This window comes from Rhizobium sp. K102 (assembly GCF_022385315.1).
Classification (GTDB): Bacteria; Pseudomonadota; Alphaproteobacteria; order Rhizobiales; family Rhizobiaceae; genus Rhizobium; species Rhizobium croatiense.
The window spans coordinates 537,407-552,092 of the sequence record NZ_CP092437.1 but is presented as its reverse complement, the minus strand read 5'-3'; the positions used below and the strand labels follow the sequence as shown (position 1 = coordinate 552,092).

Sequence of the window (14,686 nt, the reverse complement as noted above, 5' to 3'; positions counted from 1 at the left end):
ATGACCGCAGGAATCGAGATCATTCCCGCCGGCCGGCGGCCGCGACTGGACGACCGGCCGTTGGAAAAGCGCATTGGCCTCGTCATCCTGGCGACCGACCACACGAGCGAAGTCGATTTCCAGCGTATGGTCGCCGGCGACCGCATCGGCGTCTATGTCAGCCGCATCCGCTATGCCAATCCGGTGACACCGGAAAACCTCTTGAAGATGCAGCCGTCGCTGACGGAAGGCGCCGGGCTGATCCTGCCGGATGAGGCGCTGGATGCGATCATGTATTCCTGCACCTCCGCTTCGGTCGTCATTGGCGACCGCAATATCGAGGCGGCGATCCACGCGGCCAAGCCGGGTGTTTCAGTGGTGACGCCGACGGCGGCGGCGGTGAAGGGCCTGAAGGCGCTCGGCGCCCGCCGGATTTCGGTGCTGACGCCCTATACGATCGAGACCAGCCGGCCGATGGCGGATTATTTCACGGATCTCGGCTTTGCGATCGACCGCTTCACCTGCCTCGGCCTGAGCGACGACCGCGAGATGGCCCGGATCGCGCCGGATGAGATCGCCCTCTTCGCGCGTGAGGCGCTGGCGCCGCAGTCCGACGCGCTGTTCATCTCCTGCACGGCTCTGCGCGCCGCACAGGTCGCCGCCCGCATCGAAGGCGAGACCGGCAAGCCGGTGGTGACCAGCAATCTCGCAACCGCCTGGGCCTGCCTCAGGCTTTGCGGCGATGATCGGGTGCGGCCCGAGCTCGGCCGGCTGATGACCATGCCCTATGGGGAAGGCTGAGATCATGGTCAGCGCCTTGCCGGTTTCGCTGGAGGATATTCGCGCAGCGGCGCGGCGGATCGCCGGCCGGGTCGTCGAAACACCGATGGTGCAGTCGGCATCGCTTGCCGAGATTGCCGGCGTTCCGGTCTGGCTGAAGCTCGAACATCACCAGACGACGGGCAGCTTCAAGCTGCGCGGGGCGACCAACGCGGTGCTGTCATTGTCACCGGCAGAACGCGCGCGCGGCGTCGTCGCCGCCTCGACCGGAAATCACGGCCGGGCGCTTGCCCACGCGGCGAGGGCGCAAGGCGCGGTCGCGACGATCTGCATGTCGCAGCTGGTACCGGAGAACAAGGTTGCGGAAATCCGCCGCCTCGGCGCCGATGTGCGCATCGTCGGCCGATCGCAGGACGAGGCGCAGCAGGAAGTCGACCGGCTGGTGCGAGAGGAGGGGCTGGTGATGATCCCGCCTTTTGACCATCCCGACGTCGTCGCCGGGCAGGGGACACTCGGGCTCGAAATCGTCGACGCCGTGCCTGCGGTGGCGACGGTGCTGGTGCCGCTTTCGGGCGGCGGCCTTGCGGCGGGCGTCGCCGCCGCGGTCAAGGGCGTCAATCCGAAGACGAAGGTGATCGGCCTGACGATGGAACGGGGCGCGGCGATGAAGGCGAGCCTCGATGTCGGACGGCCGGTGCAGGTCGAGGAGGTGAGGAGCCTTGCCGACTCTCTCGGCGGCGGCATCGGTCTCGACAATCGCGTGACCTTCGCCATGTGCCGCGAGCTTCTCGACGGCGTCGTCCTGCTGACGGAGACGGAGATCGCCGCCGGCATGCGCCATGCCTATGCCTGTGAGGGCGAGATTATCGAGGGGGCGGGCGCAGTCGGCATCGCAGCACTGCTGGCCGGAAAGATCCGCTCCGGCGGCCCGGTTGTTGTGATCCTTTCGGGGCGGAATGTCCATATGGAACAGCACCGCCGCGTGATCAACGGCGAGGATGCGGCGTTCGCAGAGGATAACCCATGAGCGGCATGATCATTCTGACGGAAGCGGAATTGCGCAAGGTTGTGGGGCTCGATGCCGACGCGGTCGCTTGCGTCGAGCAGGCCTTCGCCGCGCTTGCGACGAAGGCGGTCGCCATGCCGCCAATCCTGCGGCTCGACATTCCCGAGTATCGGGGTGAGGTCGATGTGAAGACCGCCTACGTGCCCGGCATCGAGGGTTTCGCGATCAAGATCAGCCCCGGTTTCTTCGACAATCCAAAAATCGGCCTGCCGAGTACCAATGGCATGATGGTGCTGCTGTCGAGTCGGACCGGCCTGGTGCAGGCGCTGCTCCTCGACAACGGCTATCTCACCGACGTGCGCACCGCCGCGGCCGGCGCCGTCGCGGCAAAATATCTGTCGCGGCAAAATTCCAGCGTGGCGGCGATCTTCGGCGCCGGCATGCAGGCGCGGCTGCAGCTCGAAGCGCTGACGCTGGTGCGGCCGATCGGTGAAGCCAGGATATGGGCGCGGGATGCGGCCAAGGCTAAGGGCGTGGCTGCGGAACTGGCGGCTAGGCTCGGCTTTCCCGTCAAGGCGATATCCGACCCGCGGCAAGCAATGTCCGGCGCCGACATCATCGTGACCACCACGCCGGCGGAAAAACCGATCATCGACGCCGGCTGGCTCGAACCCGGGCAGCATCTGACGGCCATGGGATCGGATGCCGAGCACAAGAACGAGATCGATCCCGCGGCCATCGCCGGCGCCGGCCTCTATGTCGCCGACAGCCTGAAGCAGACGCGCCGGCTGGGCGAGTTGCACCATGCGATCGAAGCAGGCCTCGTCGAAAGGGAGGCCGATTTCGCCGAACTCGGCCGGATCGTCGCCGGGCGGATGCCGGGCAGGACGAGCCGCGACCAGATCACCATCGCCGACCTCACGGGAACCGGCATTCAGGACACCGCCATCGCCACGCTCGCCTTTGCCCGCGCCGGCGCGGCGAATGCCGGCACCACATTCGAAAGCTGACCGGCGCGGCGCCGGACAAGAAGGGAAGAGATATGACCCAGCCCCATCTGAAGTTCTCGCTCGGCGAATATGCCGCGCGCCTGGAAAAGACACGGCGTGCCATGGAGGCGAAAGGCGTCGATCTGCTTATTGTCAGCGACCCCTCGAACATGGCCTGGCTGACCGGTTATGACGGCTGGTCCTTCTACGTGCATCAGGCGGTGATCGTGCCGCCGCAGGGCGAGCCGATCTGGTTCGGCCGCGGCCAGGACGCCAACGGCGCCAAGCTCACCGCCTATCTCAGCCACGACAACATCGTCGGTTATCCCGATCACTACGTGCAGTCGACCGAGCGCCATCCGATGGACTACCTCTCCGGCGTCCTGACGGAGCGCGGCTTCGGCAAGCTGACGATCGGTGTCGAGATGGACAATTACTGGTTTTCAGCGGCCGCCTTCGCCGCGCTGCAAAAGCACCTGCCGAATGCGCGCTTCGTCGACGCGACCGCGCTGGTGAACTGGCAGCGCGCGGTCAAGAGCGACACCGAAATCCAGTACATGCGCAATGCCGCCCGCATCGTCGAAGCGATGCATGCCCGCATCTTCGACAAGATCGAGGTCGGCATGCGCAAGTGCGACCTGGTGGCGGAAATCTATGACGCCGGCACCCGTGGCGTCGACGGCATCGGCGGCGACTATCCGGCGATCGTGCCGCTGCTGCCGTCCGGCGTCGAAGCATCGGCACCGCATCTGACCTGGGACGACCGGCCGTTGAAGAAGGGCGAGGGTACCTTTTTCGAAATCGCCGGCTGCTACAATCGCTATCACCTGCCGCTGTCGCGCACCGTCTTCCTCGGCAAGCCGACGCAGGCGTTTCTCGATGCCGAAAAAGCGACGCTGGAAGGCATGGCAGCCGGTCTTGCGGTCGCCAAGCCCGGCAACACCTGCGAGGATATTGCCAACGCCTTCTTCGCGGTCTTGAAGAAATACGGCATCGTCAAGGACAACCGCACGGGTTACCCGATCGGCCTTTCCTATCCGCCGGACTGGGGCGAGCGCACCATGAGCCTGCGGCCGGGCGACCGGACGGAATTGAAGCCCGGCATGACCTTCCATTTCATGACCGGCCTCTGGCTCGACGACATGGGGTTCGAGACGACGGAAAGCATCCTCATCACCGACAGCGGTGTCGAGTGCCTCGCCAACGTGCCGCGCAAGCTGATGGTCAAGGATTGAGGCTGTCATGACAGAGACCCGTTTGCGGCCGTCGCCGATCAGCGCGACGGTGGATTTCGCCGCCGAGGGCGTCCAGCACGGTTTCCTCAGGCTGCCCTACAGCCGCGACGATTCCGCCTGGGGATCGGTGATGATCCCGATAACGGTCGTCAGGAACGGCAAGGGGCCGACGGCGCTTCTGACCGGCGGCAACCACGGCGACGAGTATGAGGGACCGATCGCGCTCTTCGATCTCGCCCGCTCGCTGAAGCCTGGTCAGGTGAGCGGCGCCGTCATCATCGTGCCGGCGATGAATTATCCGGCGTTCCTGGCGGGCACCAGGACGTCGCCGATCGACAGGGGCAACATGAACCGCAGTTTCCCCGGCCGGCCGGACGGCACGGTGACCGAGAAGATCGCCGACTATTTCAGCCGTGTGCTTCTGCCGATGGCGGATATCGTCCTCGACTTCCATTCCGGCGGCAAGACGCTCGATTTTCTGCCCTTCTGCGCCGCGCACATTCTGCCCAACAAGCAGCAGGAGCAAAAAGCCTTCGACTTCGTCACGGCGTTTGCCGCGCCCTATTCGATGAAGATGCTGGAGATCGATGCGATCGGCATGTACGACACGGCGGCCGAGGAAATGGGCAAGATCTTCATCACCACCGAACTCGGCGGCGGCGGCACCGCGACCGCCAAAAGTGCGGCGATCGCCAAACGCGGCGTGATAAACGTGCTGCGACATGCGGGGATCGTCGCCGGCGCCGTCGATACCGGTCCGACGACCTGGCTGGACATGCCGGATGGCCGTTGTTTCTCCTTCGCGGAGGAGGGTGGATTGATCGAAGCCGTCATCGAGCTCGGTGACGTCGTCACCGAGGGTGCGGTCATTGCTCGCATCTATCCGACCGGGCGGACGGGTGAGGCGCCGCGCGAGATCCGCGCCGCCATGGACGGTATTCTCTGCGCCCGGCATTTTCCGGGGCTTGTCAAACCAGGCGACTGCGTTGCAGTGATGGCGACCGTGACGAGCTGAGATGACGGGCAGGCGCGGCGAGATGCGTTTCGCCGGCCGGCCATCTCAAGCCGCTTTCGGCGATCTCGACCCGGCAGCTGCCGCATCGATCTGGAAGCGGCTGACAACGCCTTCCAGCGTCTGCGTCTGGCCGCCGAGCGCGCGGCAGGCCGAGACGGTTTCCGCAGCCATGGCGGCGTTGCGCTGCGTGACCTCATCGAGCGCATTGACGGAGGCGTTGATTTCCCCGATCGCCACGGCCTGCTCGGAAGAGACCGAAACGATGCGGGCGATCAGGCCGGCGACCTGCTCGACCTGGCCTTCGATTTCCATAAGCGCCTTGCCGGTGCGGTTGACGAGTTCCACGCCGGTGGAAACTTCAGACGATGACGTGGAAATCAGAGATCTGATCTCCTTGGCGGCGTTGGCCGAACGGAGGGCGAGCTCACGCACTTCCTGCGCCACGACGGCGAAACCCTTGCCGGCTTCGCCGGCGCGGGCGGCCTCGACGCCGGCATTGAGCGCCAAGAGGTTGGTCTGGAAGGCGATCTCGTCGATGACGTTGACGATCGCGCCGATCTGGGCGGACGAGCCTTCGATCTTTTGCATGGCGGCGATCGCATCGCGCACGACGGCGGCCGAATGTTCGGCGCTGCTGCGGGTCTCGGCCATCATGCCGGTCGCCTTGCCGGCATGATTGGAAGCGTCCTTGGCCTTGGCATTCATTTCGCCGAGCGCGGCGGTCGCCTCTTCGAGCATTGCGGCCTGCTGTTCGGTGCGTAGTGCCAGGCTGTCGGCGGCATTGGTGATGCCGGCAGAGGAACTGCCCACCTGTCTGGACGTGTGGGCAATCTGCGCCATCGAGGCGCCAAGCGCATTCATGCTGTCGTTGAACTTGGCCCGCAACATTTCGTAGGCAGGGGCGAAGGCGGTCGTGATCCGGCAATCGAGATTGCCGTGCGACAGCTGGTCCAGGCCGTAAGTCAGCTGATCGATGACCGTCTCGCGTGTCTGTTCCTCGGCCGCCTTTTCGGCCATCTGGCTGCGTTCACGTTCGAATTCGGCATCGCGAAGCGCGGTCTCGCGCTTCTGCGCGTCTTGCCGTTCCAGCGCGTTGCGGCGGAACACCGCCACCGCCTTGGACATGGCGCCGATCTCGTCGGAGCGGTCGGAATAGGGAACCTCGGTCGAAAAATCGCCTTCGGCGAGGTTGCCCATATAGGCCTTCATGCCATCCAGCGGCACGATGGCCCGGCGGCGCAGAAGATAAAGCCCAACCAGCAGCAGGGCCAAGGAGCCGAAGCCTGCGGCGCCGGCATAGATCGTCCACGTGACAATCTCCGAGGCTGCATTGCTCTCTTCGCCCTTCAGGAAAGCGTCGGAATTTGCGACGAGCTTCTCGACCGCATCCTGATGTGCTTGGAAGGCGATGCGCAATTGCCCGATCGCACCATGCGCCTTGTCTTCGTCCTTGGCATTCAGGGCTGGGATAATCGCTCGGTTCATCACCTCCCAGAAGACATCGCCCTTGGCAAGCACATCGTTCTCGAGCTCGTCTTTCAAAGCCTGCGGCAGCCGCGTCGATTTCCAATAGGCGCGCCGGTCGTCGTAGGCGGCCTTGAGATTTGCGATTTTGGCAAGATTGGTCTCGGTCAGTTCGGGAAATTTACTGGCTTCGAAAGAGAGCATGTAGGATTCGACCACGAACAGCGGCGGCGGCAGAATATCGGCGATCAGATCCTTGCCGTAAACCACCTGCTCGTAAACCGGACCGTTGACCTTCAGCCGTTCGAGCGCCGATTGCTGCAACCCGATCGATACGAGAAGGCCGGTCGAAACAGCAACGCCGAAGGCCACCAAACTGCGGGCAATAGTAAATGCCAAGATCGTCTCCAAATAACTTTGCGGCGTCTCTTCTTCGAGATGCCTGATGTACGTGGATCATTATTTCGCAAGAACGCTGCGATATGGTTAATTCTTTTAGATCTCAGTTGCCCGGCGAACTATTTACAGGCCCTGTCAACTGTCCAAAATTGGGTCCATTTCCCGCATTGCGGTGGCAAGCCATCACCTGCCATCTTGATGGCTGAGACCCCGGGGTTTATATTGATTGCGAAGGAGATCTGAGCCATGGCCGAACCACAGCTTTCTGTACGAAGCGCAAAGGCGCGGGATCTCGCACACCGGCTTGCCCGCCGTGAAAATCGCTCGATAGCCGACATTGTCGAGCGGGCTCTTGAATCCTATGAAATACGCGAAGCCGGGCGAGAGCCGGCTGCGTCCTTCTATAACAGGCTGACGCAGCAAAGCGGGACGGACATCGACCTTGAAGCCGTCATCAAGGAGGGTAGGCAGGTTCATAAGGGCATCGAGCTTTGATTTTTCTCGATACCAACGTCGTTTCGGAAACTTTGAGAAAATCTCCCAGCGAAGCCGTAATCGCCTGGCTCATCCGTCATGATTCCGAATTGGCGCTGCCGACGGTGACGATTGCCGAGATCGCTTTTGGTATCCAGAAGATCCGGCCCGATCAGCGCGCCGAACGCCTGGAGCAGGCACTCTCCGACTGGCGGCGCCGCTTCGCGGACCGAATTTTTGGTCTGACCGAAGAAGCCGCTCTTGCCTATGGCGACATCATGGGCGCCGCGGCGCGTCAGGGACGCGGAATGTCGGCGCCGGATGGCATGATCGCGGCAATTGCGCGGGTCAATGGCGGTCGGCTGGCAACGCGAAATCTGGGCGACTTTGCCGTGACAGGCCTTGATTTGATCTCCCCTTGGGAATTCTGACGTCCTTCATCAGCCGGTTTGCAGCATCGGCGCCTTTCAGGCCAATCGCATCAGCATTTCATTCAGGTCGCCGATGTCCCGAAGCAGTTCGACCAGCTTGTCCGTATCGTCCTGGCTGAGCCGGCCCATTCCGCCGCTCTTGTTCCAGAGATCCTGAAGTTCCTGGCTCATGCCGCGGGCGCTACGCATAATGTCGATGATTTGCGCGCGGTTTTCCCAGGTTGCAACGACGGCCGATCCGTCCGTCTCCATCGATATGCGTTCCAGCAAAAGCAATGTCTGTTTCCTCTTGGGCGAAGCGAGTTTTGGTTCGGATGGCGACATCGAGCAGACGAGGGGCCTTCACGGCGCGGTCCTCTGCAGTGCGGTATTGACGGTCGCAAGCGACGGGAAATCAAACGATTGGCTAGCGGGTGTGGGGCGAACCCGTTAGCCAGTCGGCAAGCCCTTCGTCGGAATCACCCGAAGCAGGGATCGCAACAGCAATAAATGGGAAATTTTCCCATATGTCAATTGGGTTTGATGACGCGCTCAGGGCTGGCCGGGAAAATCCGGCGGCGGCCCGGGCGGTGGGCCGTCGTTCGGTGGCGGGCCGCCGGGCCGGTTCGGACCTGGAGAATCTCCGCCATGCCCACCTCTGCCGAACGGCGAGTGGTCCGGCCGCGGCCCATCTCCGCGACCGTCCGGCGAGCGAAGGCCGAAGCCATCGGGACCGCGCCCTCCGGGAAATCCCGTCATGCGGCTCGAATCCCGAACGCCGAAATCGACGAAGCCATGACCATCCGGAGATGGTGGCGCCGATCCGTAACGTCCCGAACCTGTCCCGTCTCTGTCCGTCGGCCGGAAGGTCTCGACGTTGACGACGCCGCGTTTCAGGCCCGGCACCACGGGCTCGGCCTGGATGCGCGTAATGACCAATCGATCGGCGGTCGCCTTCAGGCGCACGAGCGTCTGCTTGCCGGCGAGATACCCGTGCGTGGTGCCAAGCGAAAGGCCGCCGATCAGAACGCGGTTGCCGCGCTTGGCGGGCACGCCGCGGACGTGGGCGCCATCGGAAACGGAGCGGGGTTCGATGCGCCGGGCAAGGATTGTACCGTCAGGCTTGCGGATGCCGAACACGGCGACCCGCTTGCCCTTCCGCAGGCCTTTCGTCGCCAAGCCCGATGTGTCGACGGTTTGCGACAGGATTCTTATCCCGCCCTTGGCAATCTGGTCGATGCGGCCCTGGACCTCGCTGACGATCGTTATGCGGGCGGCGCGCTTTCCTGTGAGCAGCACCCGGGCGACATGGCCGACCTTCATTGCGCTCGCCGGGACGCGGCGCCCGTCGATCTCGACCGGCGTCGTCTGGCTGAACGGAATGTGGATGTTGTTGACGATAATGCTGCCGAAACCCTGGATGGTCCCGACGATGCCGGTGCCGCCGATGCCGTGATCCTCGTTCTCTCCACCTCCCTGAATGGAAAGACCGGACCCGCCGATGCCGTGATCGCTCGTCCCGGTCGGTTGGGCGGCGGCAAACTCCGGTCTCAAGACCTGAAGCGCTATGCCGCCCAGCAGAAACTGCCTTCTGGAGATCATCGACGGGCTCATTCGTCCGTCTCCGTCTCGGGAGCGGCGTCTGCCTCCTCGGTCATGACATACAGTCCCGCGATCCAGCGGCTGTCGCCGCCGGGATCGTCCTTAAGGGTTTGATGGGCGATCTTGTTGAGCTTGAGAAGCAACGCCATGCCTTCCTCGCGAGCGATCTCGTCGAGGCGGTTGGCCAGCGCTTGTGAGATCCCGTCATAATGAACGGCGCGTTCGAAGTAGGGCGGAGGGTCGTTCATCAGGTTCACGACCGACGCCTGCACATGGTCGCGAAGGTTGCGGGTAAAATAATGTCGGCGGGCGTCGTCGCCGGCATTCGGGACGATCGAGGAAAGATTGAGCCGGACCCAGCCATTGTCGTCGACAACGACGAGACCCCTGTCCAGCCACTCGTCGAGGATGGAACGGGGATGAACATCCTTGGTGATCTCAGTCACCAGGCTCTCAAACGACGGGCCGCCATCGCCGGACGTCCGGGGCAGGGCGCTCGGCTTGTCCTCGGCATCGCAATACAGCGGATCGGCAAGCCATCGAGCGAGAATGCGGCTTGTCTGCGAGACGCTCACGGTCAGGAATGATGGATCGAGCGCCTGCCCGCGCAGCCGGTTGACGTCCTTGCGGTGGATGCCGGTCAGAAGCGAGATGCGGCTATCGGTCTGGTGCTTGTTCGGCAGCGCGAATTCTTTCTCGGCGACTTCGATATAAAGCCGGCGAAGAACGGCCGAAAAAGCGGTGAAGTTGAAACCGGAGGCAAGAGCGAGCCTGACCAGCGGGCGCAGCACGCGGATCAGCATGGCCTGCAAGGTCTCTTCGGAGAAGGGTAGCTTCGCGCGCGGCTTCGACATCAAGAACACTCGGTCTCTGAAGACCATTGCCGGCAGACCTTCGACGATCGCCTTCGATCTCCCTATGGCAAAGTCCAGGTTGGCGCAACGCGATGGCTACATGCAAGACCGGTCTATGCCGTGCCCCCGCCGGTGCGGCCGTGGCCGCACTGCGATTGGAAAGATATTTTACGCGGTCTGTCAATGCGTTACCGGATGCGGCTCGGGTGACAGCACCGCGCCATGGCTCCAGTCGATCAGCCGGTCGATGCGCGCAATCTTGTGGAAAACCTCGAAGACGTCGAATGACGAGCCCCTCTCGATATGGCCTGCCAGGAGCTCGCAAAGCTCGAATATCTCAGGCGGCGTGCCGGTCATCTCGATGCCGTCGTCGGTGAAGACGCCGGATCGCGGCCAGGCCCGCGCCTGCTGCTCGTCAAGCTTGCAGCCGATGAAGGGGATGGTGTCGATAATGCCGGAGGCCAGCGCGAAGGCTGCCTCCGCGACGATTTCGGAGCACGACGTGTTGGGCTCTCTGGTTAAGGCCGGTATTTGCAGCTTGAATTCCCGCATTTTCAATCCGTCAGAGGTAGTTGACCAGGCTCAGGCTCTGGAGTTTCGAGACGAGCGTGTAGGCCGTTTCCAGCTGGGTCTGCAGCTGGTTGACGAGCGTCGACGCCTCGTAGGTGTCGACCCCCTGGAGATCGACGAGCTTTCCCTGCAGCAGGCTCGATTGGGCATCGAGGGCGTCATCGGCCTTTTCGAGCCGCTCTTGCGAGAGGCCGAGCTGGCTCTGCTGCGTGACGATGCCGGACGTCGCCTGGGCGGCATAACCGATCGCCGTTGATGCGACCGTACTCTTCGCGTCGTCGCTGAGATCCTGGCCGAAGAGGGCCGAGACGACGACGGAGGCAAGTGCGAGATAACGCATGCCGTCGGAATTGGCGTTGGTCGAGGAGGTAATGGTCTCCGATCCGCTGATCCGGCTGGTCATATCGGTACTGGATGCCGTCGACCAACCTGACGAAGCATCGGTCCAGGCGCTCTCCGAGAACATCGGCTCGACGGTGTCGGTGATGAAGCTGCCGATCTCCTCGCCGGTCAACTCATTCACGTCTTTTCCGAGGCCGGTTGCGTAATCGGTGAGCGCTGTCACGATCGTATCCGAAACCGTGGCGGATTGATCGGTCAGCGGCTGGTTGTCGAGATTGGTGCCGCCAAACAGAAACTCGCCGTTGACAGAGGTATTGGCCGTCGAGATCAGTTGCGAAATCGTGGCACTTGCCGTCTGCAGCGCGACGGCAATGCTCGTGGTATCCTGGCTCGCCTGGAGCGCGGTCAGGTTCGAGACTAGGCTGTCGCCGGCATCCTTGAGGCTCGATAGGGCAGTTTGCGATGCTTCCATGCGCAATGCGACCACGGCGTTGCCCGCTTTGAACGAGGCGGCCTGGTCGATGGCGCTGGTGAGATTGATCGATTTGGCGGCGCCGGCACCGAGCGACACGCCGATATCGGCGTAGGTTCCGGTCGTCGCCTCGGTCGAGGCCTGCTGCAGCTTGGTCTGTGACTGGCTGATGGTGAGCCTGAGGACGTTCTGCATCGCCGAGGATGAGACAAAAGAGGCTTTCATGACTAGCTCGCTATGTCGAGGAGCGACTGAAACATCTCGTCGATGACGTTCAGGATCTTCGTCGCCGCTTTGTAGGATTGTTCGATGTCGAGAAGGAGCGTCAGCTCCTCATCGAGGTTGACGCCGGCTTCGTTGGAATAGGCCTCGTCGGAGCGTGACAAGGCGGCGGCCGTGGTTTCGGAGGCCGACGTCGCGTCGCTGCGATATTGTTCGAGCCAGCCGATGGAGGCGCTGGCATAGTCCGTCAGGCTCTGGTTCGTGGACAGACCCGCCTCGGAGGAGAACGCGCGCTGTTCCGTCAGTGCCGTATAGAGAGCATCGAGGTTGTCGGAGAAGCCGCTGTCGCCTGAGGTGTTGAGATCGGTGATGCCGCTGATCGTTCCGTCGCGCAGCTTCGTCGCATCGCCGCCTTCGCTGGTGACAACGGCAAGATTGACCGAGATGGTGGACGCGATGCCGGTAATGTCGTCGGATTCCGACGGTGTACCTCCTGATGTCCCCGACGCCGTCGTCCAGACGAAAAACCCCGGTGCGCTGGTGCTGCCGTCGGTTTCCGAGAAGACCTGAACGAGGGCCTTGGCGATCTGATCGAGCTGGTCCTGGAATGTCGGAGCGATCTCGTCGCGCAGCTGCAGCAGCCCCTGCAGGCTGCCGGTGGCAGTTGTCGTCGATCCCTCGCCGGCATCAAGCCCAACGCCATCGATATAGATGGCGTTGCCCTCCGTTCCCGCGACGTAAGTTGCCGTCGAAGCGAATGTGACGGTGCGCGGTACGGTCTCGAACAGCACAGTGCCATCCGAAGTGTAGAGCGCCATGTCGTTATTGTCGCGCACGACGGAGGTGACCCCGGCGATCGACGAGATCTGCTTCAAGAGCTTTTCACGTTCGTCGAGCGCCGAGGACGTATCCGCGCCGGTCGCTGTCGCCAGCTTGACGGCATTGTTGGCCGTTTCGAACTGCGACAGCAGCGTATTCAGCGAAGAGACCTGAGTGGCGATCTCGGCATCGGCCTCGGCTCTGATCGACTGGACGCCGTCGCTCGCCGTATTCAGCGAATTGGCGAGATCCTGTGCGGCGGTCACGGCCGATTGCGCGGCGGTCGTGCTGATCGGGGAGGTGGCGAAAGTCTGCAGCGCCTGCTGAAATGCCGAGAGATAGGTGCTTGGCGAGGTCTCGTAGTCGTTGCCGCCGACCAGCGACTTGAGGCTTTCGAGGCCGGTGACCAGCGTCTGCTGGGCACTGTCCTTGGCATTCGATTGCAGATATTGGGCCAGAAGCGCAGTTTCCTGCGCCCGGCTGATGCTGACGACCTGCGCTCCGGAAAGCGACGTCGTGATCGACGCTTCCCGTCTGACATAGTCGGAATTGCCGACATTGGCGATGTTTGTCGAGATGACGCTGCTTTGCTGGCCGGTGTTGTTGAAAATACTTTGGACGCTGTTCAAGGCGGAGGTGAGCGACATTCAGCTGCTCCCTCTATCGCTTCAGATTGACGAGGACATCCATGATATCGGAGCCGGTCTGAAACACCTTGGAATTGGCGGTATAGCTGCGTTGCGCTTCGATCATCTCCGTCAGTTCGCCGGCGAGATCGACGTTCGAGCTTTCGAGAGCGCCGGACTGGATGGAGCCCAGCCCGTTGGTCTGCGGGAAGCCGGTGACGGTAACGCCGGACCTGCCATTGGCGGTATAGACGTTGCCGCTGAGCAGCGTCAGATTGTCGGGACTTGCGACGGTCGCAAGCGGAATCTGATAGAGAGCCTTCGTCGTCCCGTTGGCATAGGAGACCGACACCACTCCGTCGGTGTCGATGGAGACCGAGCTGACCGAGCTTGCCGCCTGACCATCCGCCGAGCCCGTCGCCGAGAAGTCGGAGGCGAGCTGGGTGAAGCTCGAATAGTCCATGCTGATCGTCTGCGCGGTGGTCGGATCGACAATGTCGGTATCCGTCGCAGATGTCAGCTGGCCATCGGCGTCGAAGGAGAGCGTCGCGACGCTGACGGCGTCGGAGGAATAGGGGAAGGACGTCGTGCCGCCGGTGGCTGCATCGGCATTGCGGTAGACCGCAACCTCCCAGGTGCTTCCGGTGACGGCGCCGTTGGCATCCGTCGTCACGCCCGTCTTGGTGAAATAATAGTCGTATTGAACGGTAGCGCCCAGGCTGTCATAGGCGACCAGCGACATTTTCTGGGTGTCGTCGGTGACACCGGTCGTATTGGTGCTCGGCAGCGTCGTCGTATCGGTGACGACGGTGGCTTCAGAGTTCAGGTTGCCGCTGAAATAGGCGCTGGTCGACGCGATCGCGCTGAGGCCCGATTGGGCGACGTTGACCGGCACCAACCCGTCGAAGCCGTTGACGACGACCGCCGGCACGCCGGAGTCATAGGAATAGCCCATGAGGGTGTATCCGGCGCTGTTGACGAGGTTGCCCTCGCTGTCGACCGAGAAGTCGCCGGCCCGGGTCAGGACCGGCGTACCGTCGGCGCTTTCCACGATGAAGAAGCCGTCTCCGGAGATGGCGAGGTCGTAGGCCGAGGTCGTATAGGAGATGTCGCCCTGTTCGGAAATGGCTTGGCGCACCGATGTCTGGACGCCGCCGGAATTATAGTTGCCCGATGAGGAGGGCAGCACCAGCGATGAAAACGAGGTGGAAACGGCCTTGTAGCCGGTGGTGTTGGCATTGGCGATATTGTCGGAAACCGTGCTCAGCCGGTTTGCCTGGGCGCTCATGCCGGAGACGGCGGTTTTCATGCTTCCAAAAATGCTCATGGCTCGATCCTTTCAGGTTTGGGAACATGCCATGTGAGCTTCCAGGGCCGGATTGCGGGCGCGCGCCATCTCTCGCGCCCGCACGAAGGCCGGCGGTCGAT

General features: G+C 62.8%; 15 protein-coding genes. 7 read left to right on the top strand and 8 right to left on the bottom strand.

Going from position 1 to position 14,686, the window contains the following annotated elements:
• From eutA to doeB, 5 genes are read left to right on the top strand one after another with little or no spacing between them, the layout of a single operon-like run.
• Positions 1–780 carry an ectoine utilization protein EutA gene (gene eutA, locus MHI61_RS30145; RefSeq protein ID WP_239793106.1) on the top strand — a complete coding sequence of 260 codons (780 nt, stop codon included), beginning with the start codon at positions 1–3 and terminating at the stop codon, positions 778–780.
• Between the two features lie 4 nt (positions 781–784).
• Positions 785–1,786 carry a hydroxyectoine utilization dehydratase EutB gene (eutB, locus tag MHI61_RS30140; protein WP_239793105.1) on the top strand — a complete coding sequence of 334 codons (1,002 nt, stop codon included), beginning with the start codon at positions 785–787 and terminating at the stop codon, positions 1,784–1,786.
• Positions 1,783–2,775, top strand: coding sequence for an ectoine utilization protein EutC (gene eutC, locus MHI61_RS30135; protein WP_239793104.1), 993 nt, complete (start codon positions 1,783–1,785; stop codon positions 2,773–2,775). Before eutB ends, eutC begins: the two co-directional genes overlap by 4 nt.
• A 32-nt stretch (positions 2,776–2,807) precedes the next feature.
• On the top strand, positions 2,808–3,989 hold the full coding sequence (gene doeA / locus MHI61_RS30130; protein ID WP_239793103.1) for an ectoine hydrolase DoeA: 1,182 nt from the start codon (positions 2,808–2,810) through the stop codon (positions 3,987–3,989).
• A 7-nt stretch (positions 3,990–3,996) separates the two neighbouring features.
• Complete coding sequence (gene doeB, locus MHI61_RS30125) at positions 3,997–5,004, top strand: N(2)-acetyl-L-2,4-diaminobutanoate deacetylase DoeB (RefSeq protein WP_239793102.1); 1,008 nt, start codon at positions 3,997–3,999, stop codon at positions 5,002–5,004.
• Positions 5,005–5,049: 45 nt separating this feature from the next.
• Here doeB and MHI61_RS30120 read toward each other — a convergent pair whose 3' ends face one another.
• Positions 5,050–6,867 carry a methyl-accepting chemotaxis protein gene (locus tag MHI61_RS30120; protein WP_239793101.1) on the bottom strand — a complete coding sequence of 606 codons (1,818 nt, stop codon included), beginning with the start codon at positions 6,865–6,867 and terminating at the stop codon, positions 5,050–5,052.
• 246 nt (positions 6,868–7,113) lie between these two features.
• Between MHI61_RS30120 and MHI61_RS30115 the strand changes: the two genes are divergently transcribed.
• Positions 7,114–7,362 carry a type II toxin-antitoxin system VapB family antitoxin gene (locus tag MHI61_RS30115; protein WP_239793100.1) on the top strand — a complete coding sequence of 83 codons (249 nt, stop codon included), beginning with the start codon at positions 7,114–7,116 and terminating at the stop codon, positions 7,360–7,362.
• Positions 7,359–7,772 (top strand): type II toxin-antitoxin system VapC family toxin, encoded by a 414-nt coding sequence (locus MHI61_RS30110; RefSeq protein WP_010032283.1) that lies wholly within the window; start codon positions 7,359–7,361, stop codon positions 7,770–7,772. Before MHI61_RS30115 ends, MHI61_RS30110 begins: the two co-directional genes overlap by 4 nt.
• A gap of 36 nt (positions 7,773–7,808) precedes the next feature.
• On the opposite strand, the gene MHI61_RS30105 is transcribed toward MHI61_RS30110, so the two are convergent.
• The 7 genes from MHI61_RS30105 to MHI61_RS30075 form a co-directional block, all read right to left on the bottom strand.
• A complete protein-coding gene (locus MHI61_RS30105) occupies positions 7,809–8,048 on the bottom strand; it encodes a hypothetical protein (protein ID WP_040112128.1) in 240 nt (79 codons plus the stop codon).
• A gap of 255 nt (positions 8,049–8,303) precedes the next feature.
• The gene (locus MHI61_RS30100; RefSeq protein WP_239793099.1) at positions 8,304–9,365 is read right to left on the bottom strand and encodes a DUF5666 domain-containing protein; all 1,062 of its coding nucleotides are present in this window, start codon (positions 9,363–9,365) and stop codon (positions 8,304–8,306) included.
• Positions 9,362–10,234, bottom strand: coding sequence for a DUF6502 family protein (locus MHI61_RS30095; protein WP_239793098.1), 873 nt, complete (start codon positions 10,232–10,234; stop codon positions 9,362–9,364). The genes MHI61_RS30100 and MHI61_RS30095 overlap by 4 nt, the downstream gene beginning before the upstream one ends.
• A 153-nt stretch (positions 10,235–10,387) precedes the next feature.
• Positions 10,388–10,759 (bottom strand): hypothetical protein, encoded by a 372-nt coding sequence (locus MHI61_RS30090; protein WP_239793097.1) that lies wholly within the window; start codon positions 10,757–10,759, stop codon positions 10,388–10,390.
• Between the two features lie 10 nt (positions 10,760–10,769).
• A complete protein-coding gene (locus MHI61_RS30085; protein ID WP_239793096.1) occupies positions 10,770–11,816 on the bottom strand; it encodes a flagellar hook-associated family protein in 1,047 nt (348 codons plus the stop codon).
• A 2-nt stretch (positions 11,817–11,818) separates the two neighbouring features.
• Positions 11,819–13,279 carry a flagellar hook-associated protein FlgK gene (gene flgK, locus MHI61_RS30080; RefSeq protein ID WP_239793095.1) on the bottom strand — a complete coding sequence of 487 codons (1,461 nt, stop codon included), beginning with the start codon at positions 13,277–13,279 and terminating at the stop codon, positions 11,819–11,821.
• Between the two features lie 13 nt (positions 13,280–13,292).
• Positions 13,293–14,585 (bottom strand): flagellar hook protein FlgE, encoded by a 1,293-nt coding sequence (locus tag MHI61_RS30075; protein ID WP_239793094.1) that lies wholly within the window; start codon positions 14,583–14,585, stop codon positions 13,293–13,295.
• Positions 14,586–14,686 lie beyond the last annotated feature (101 nt).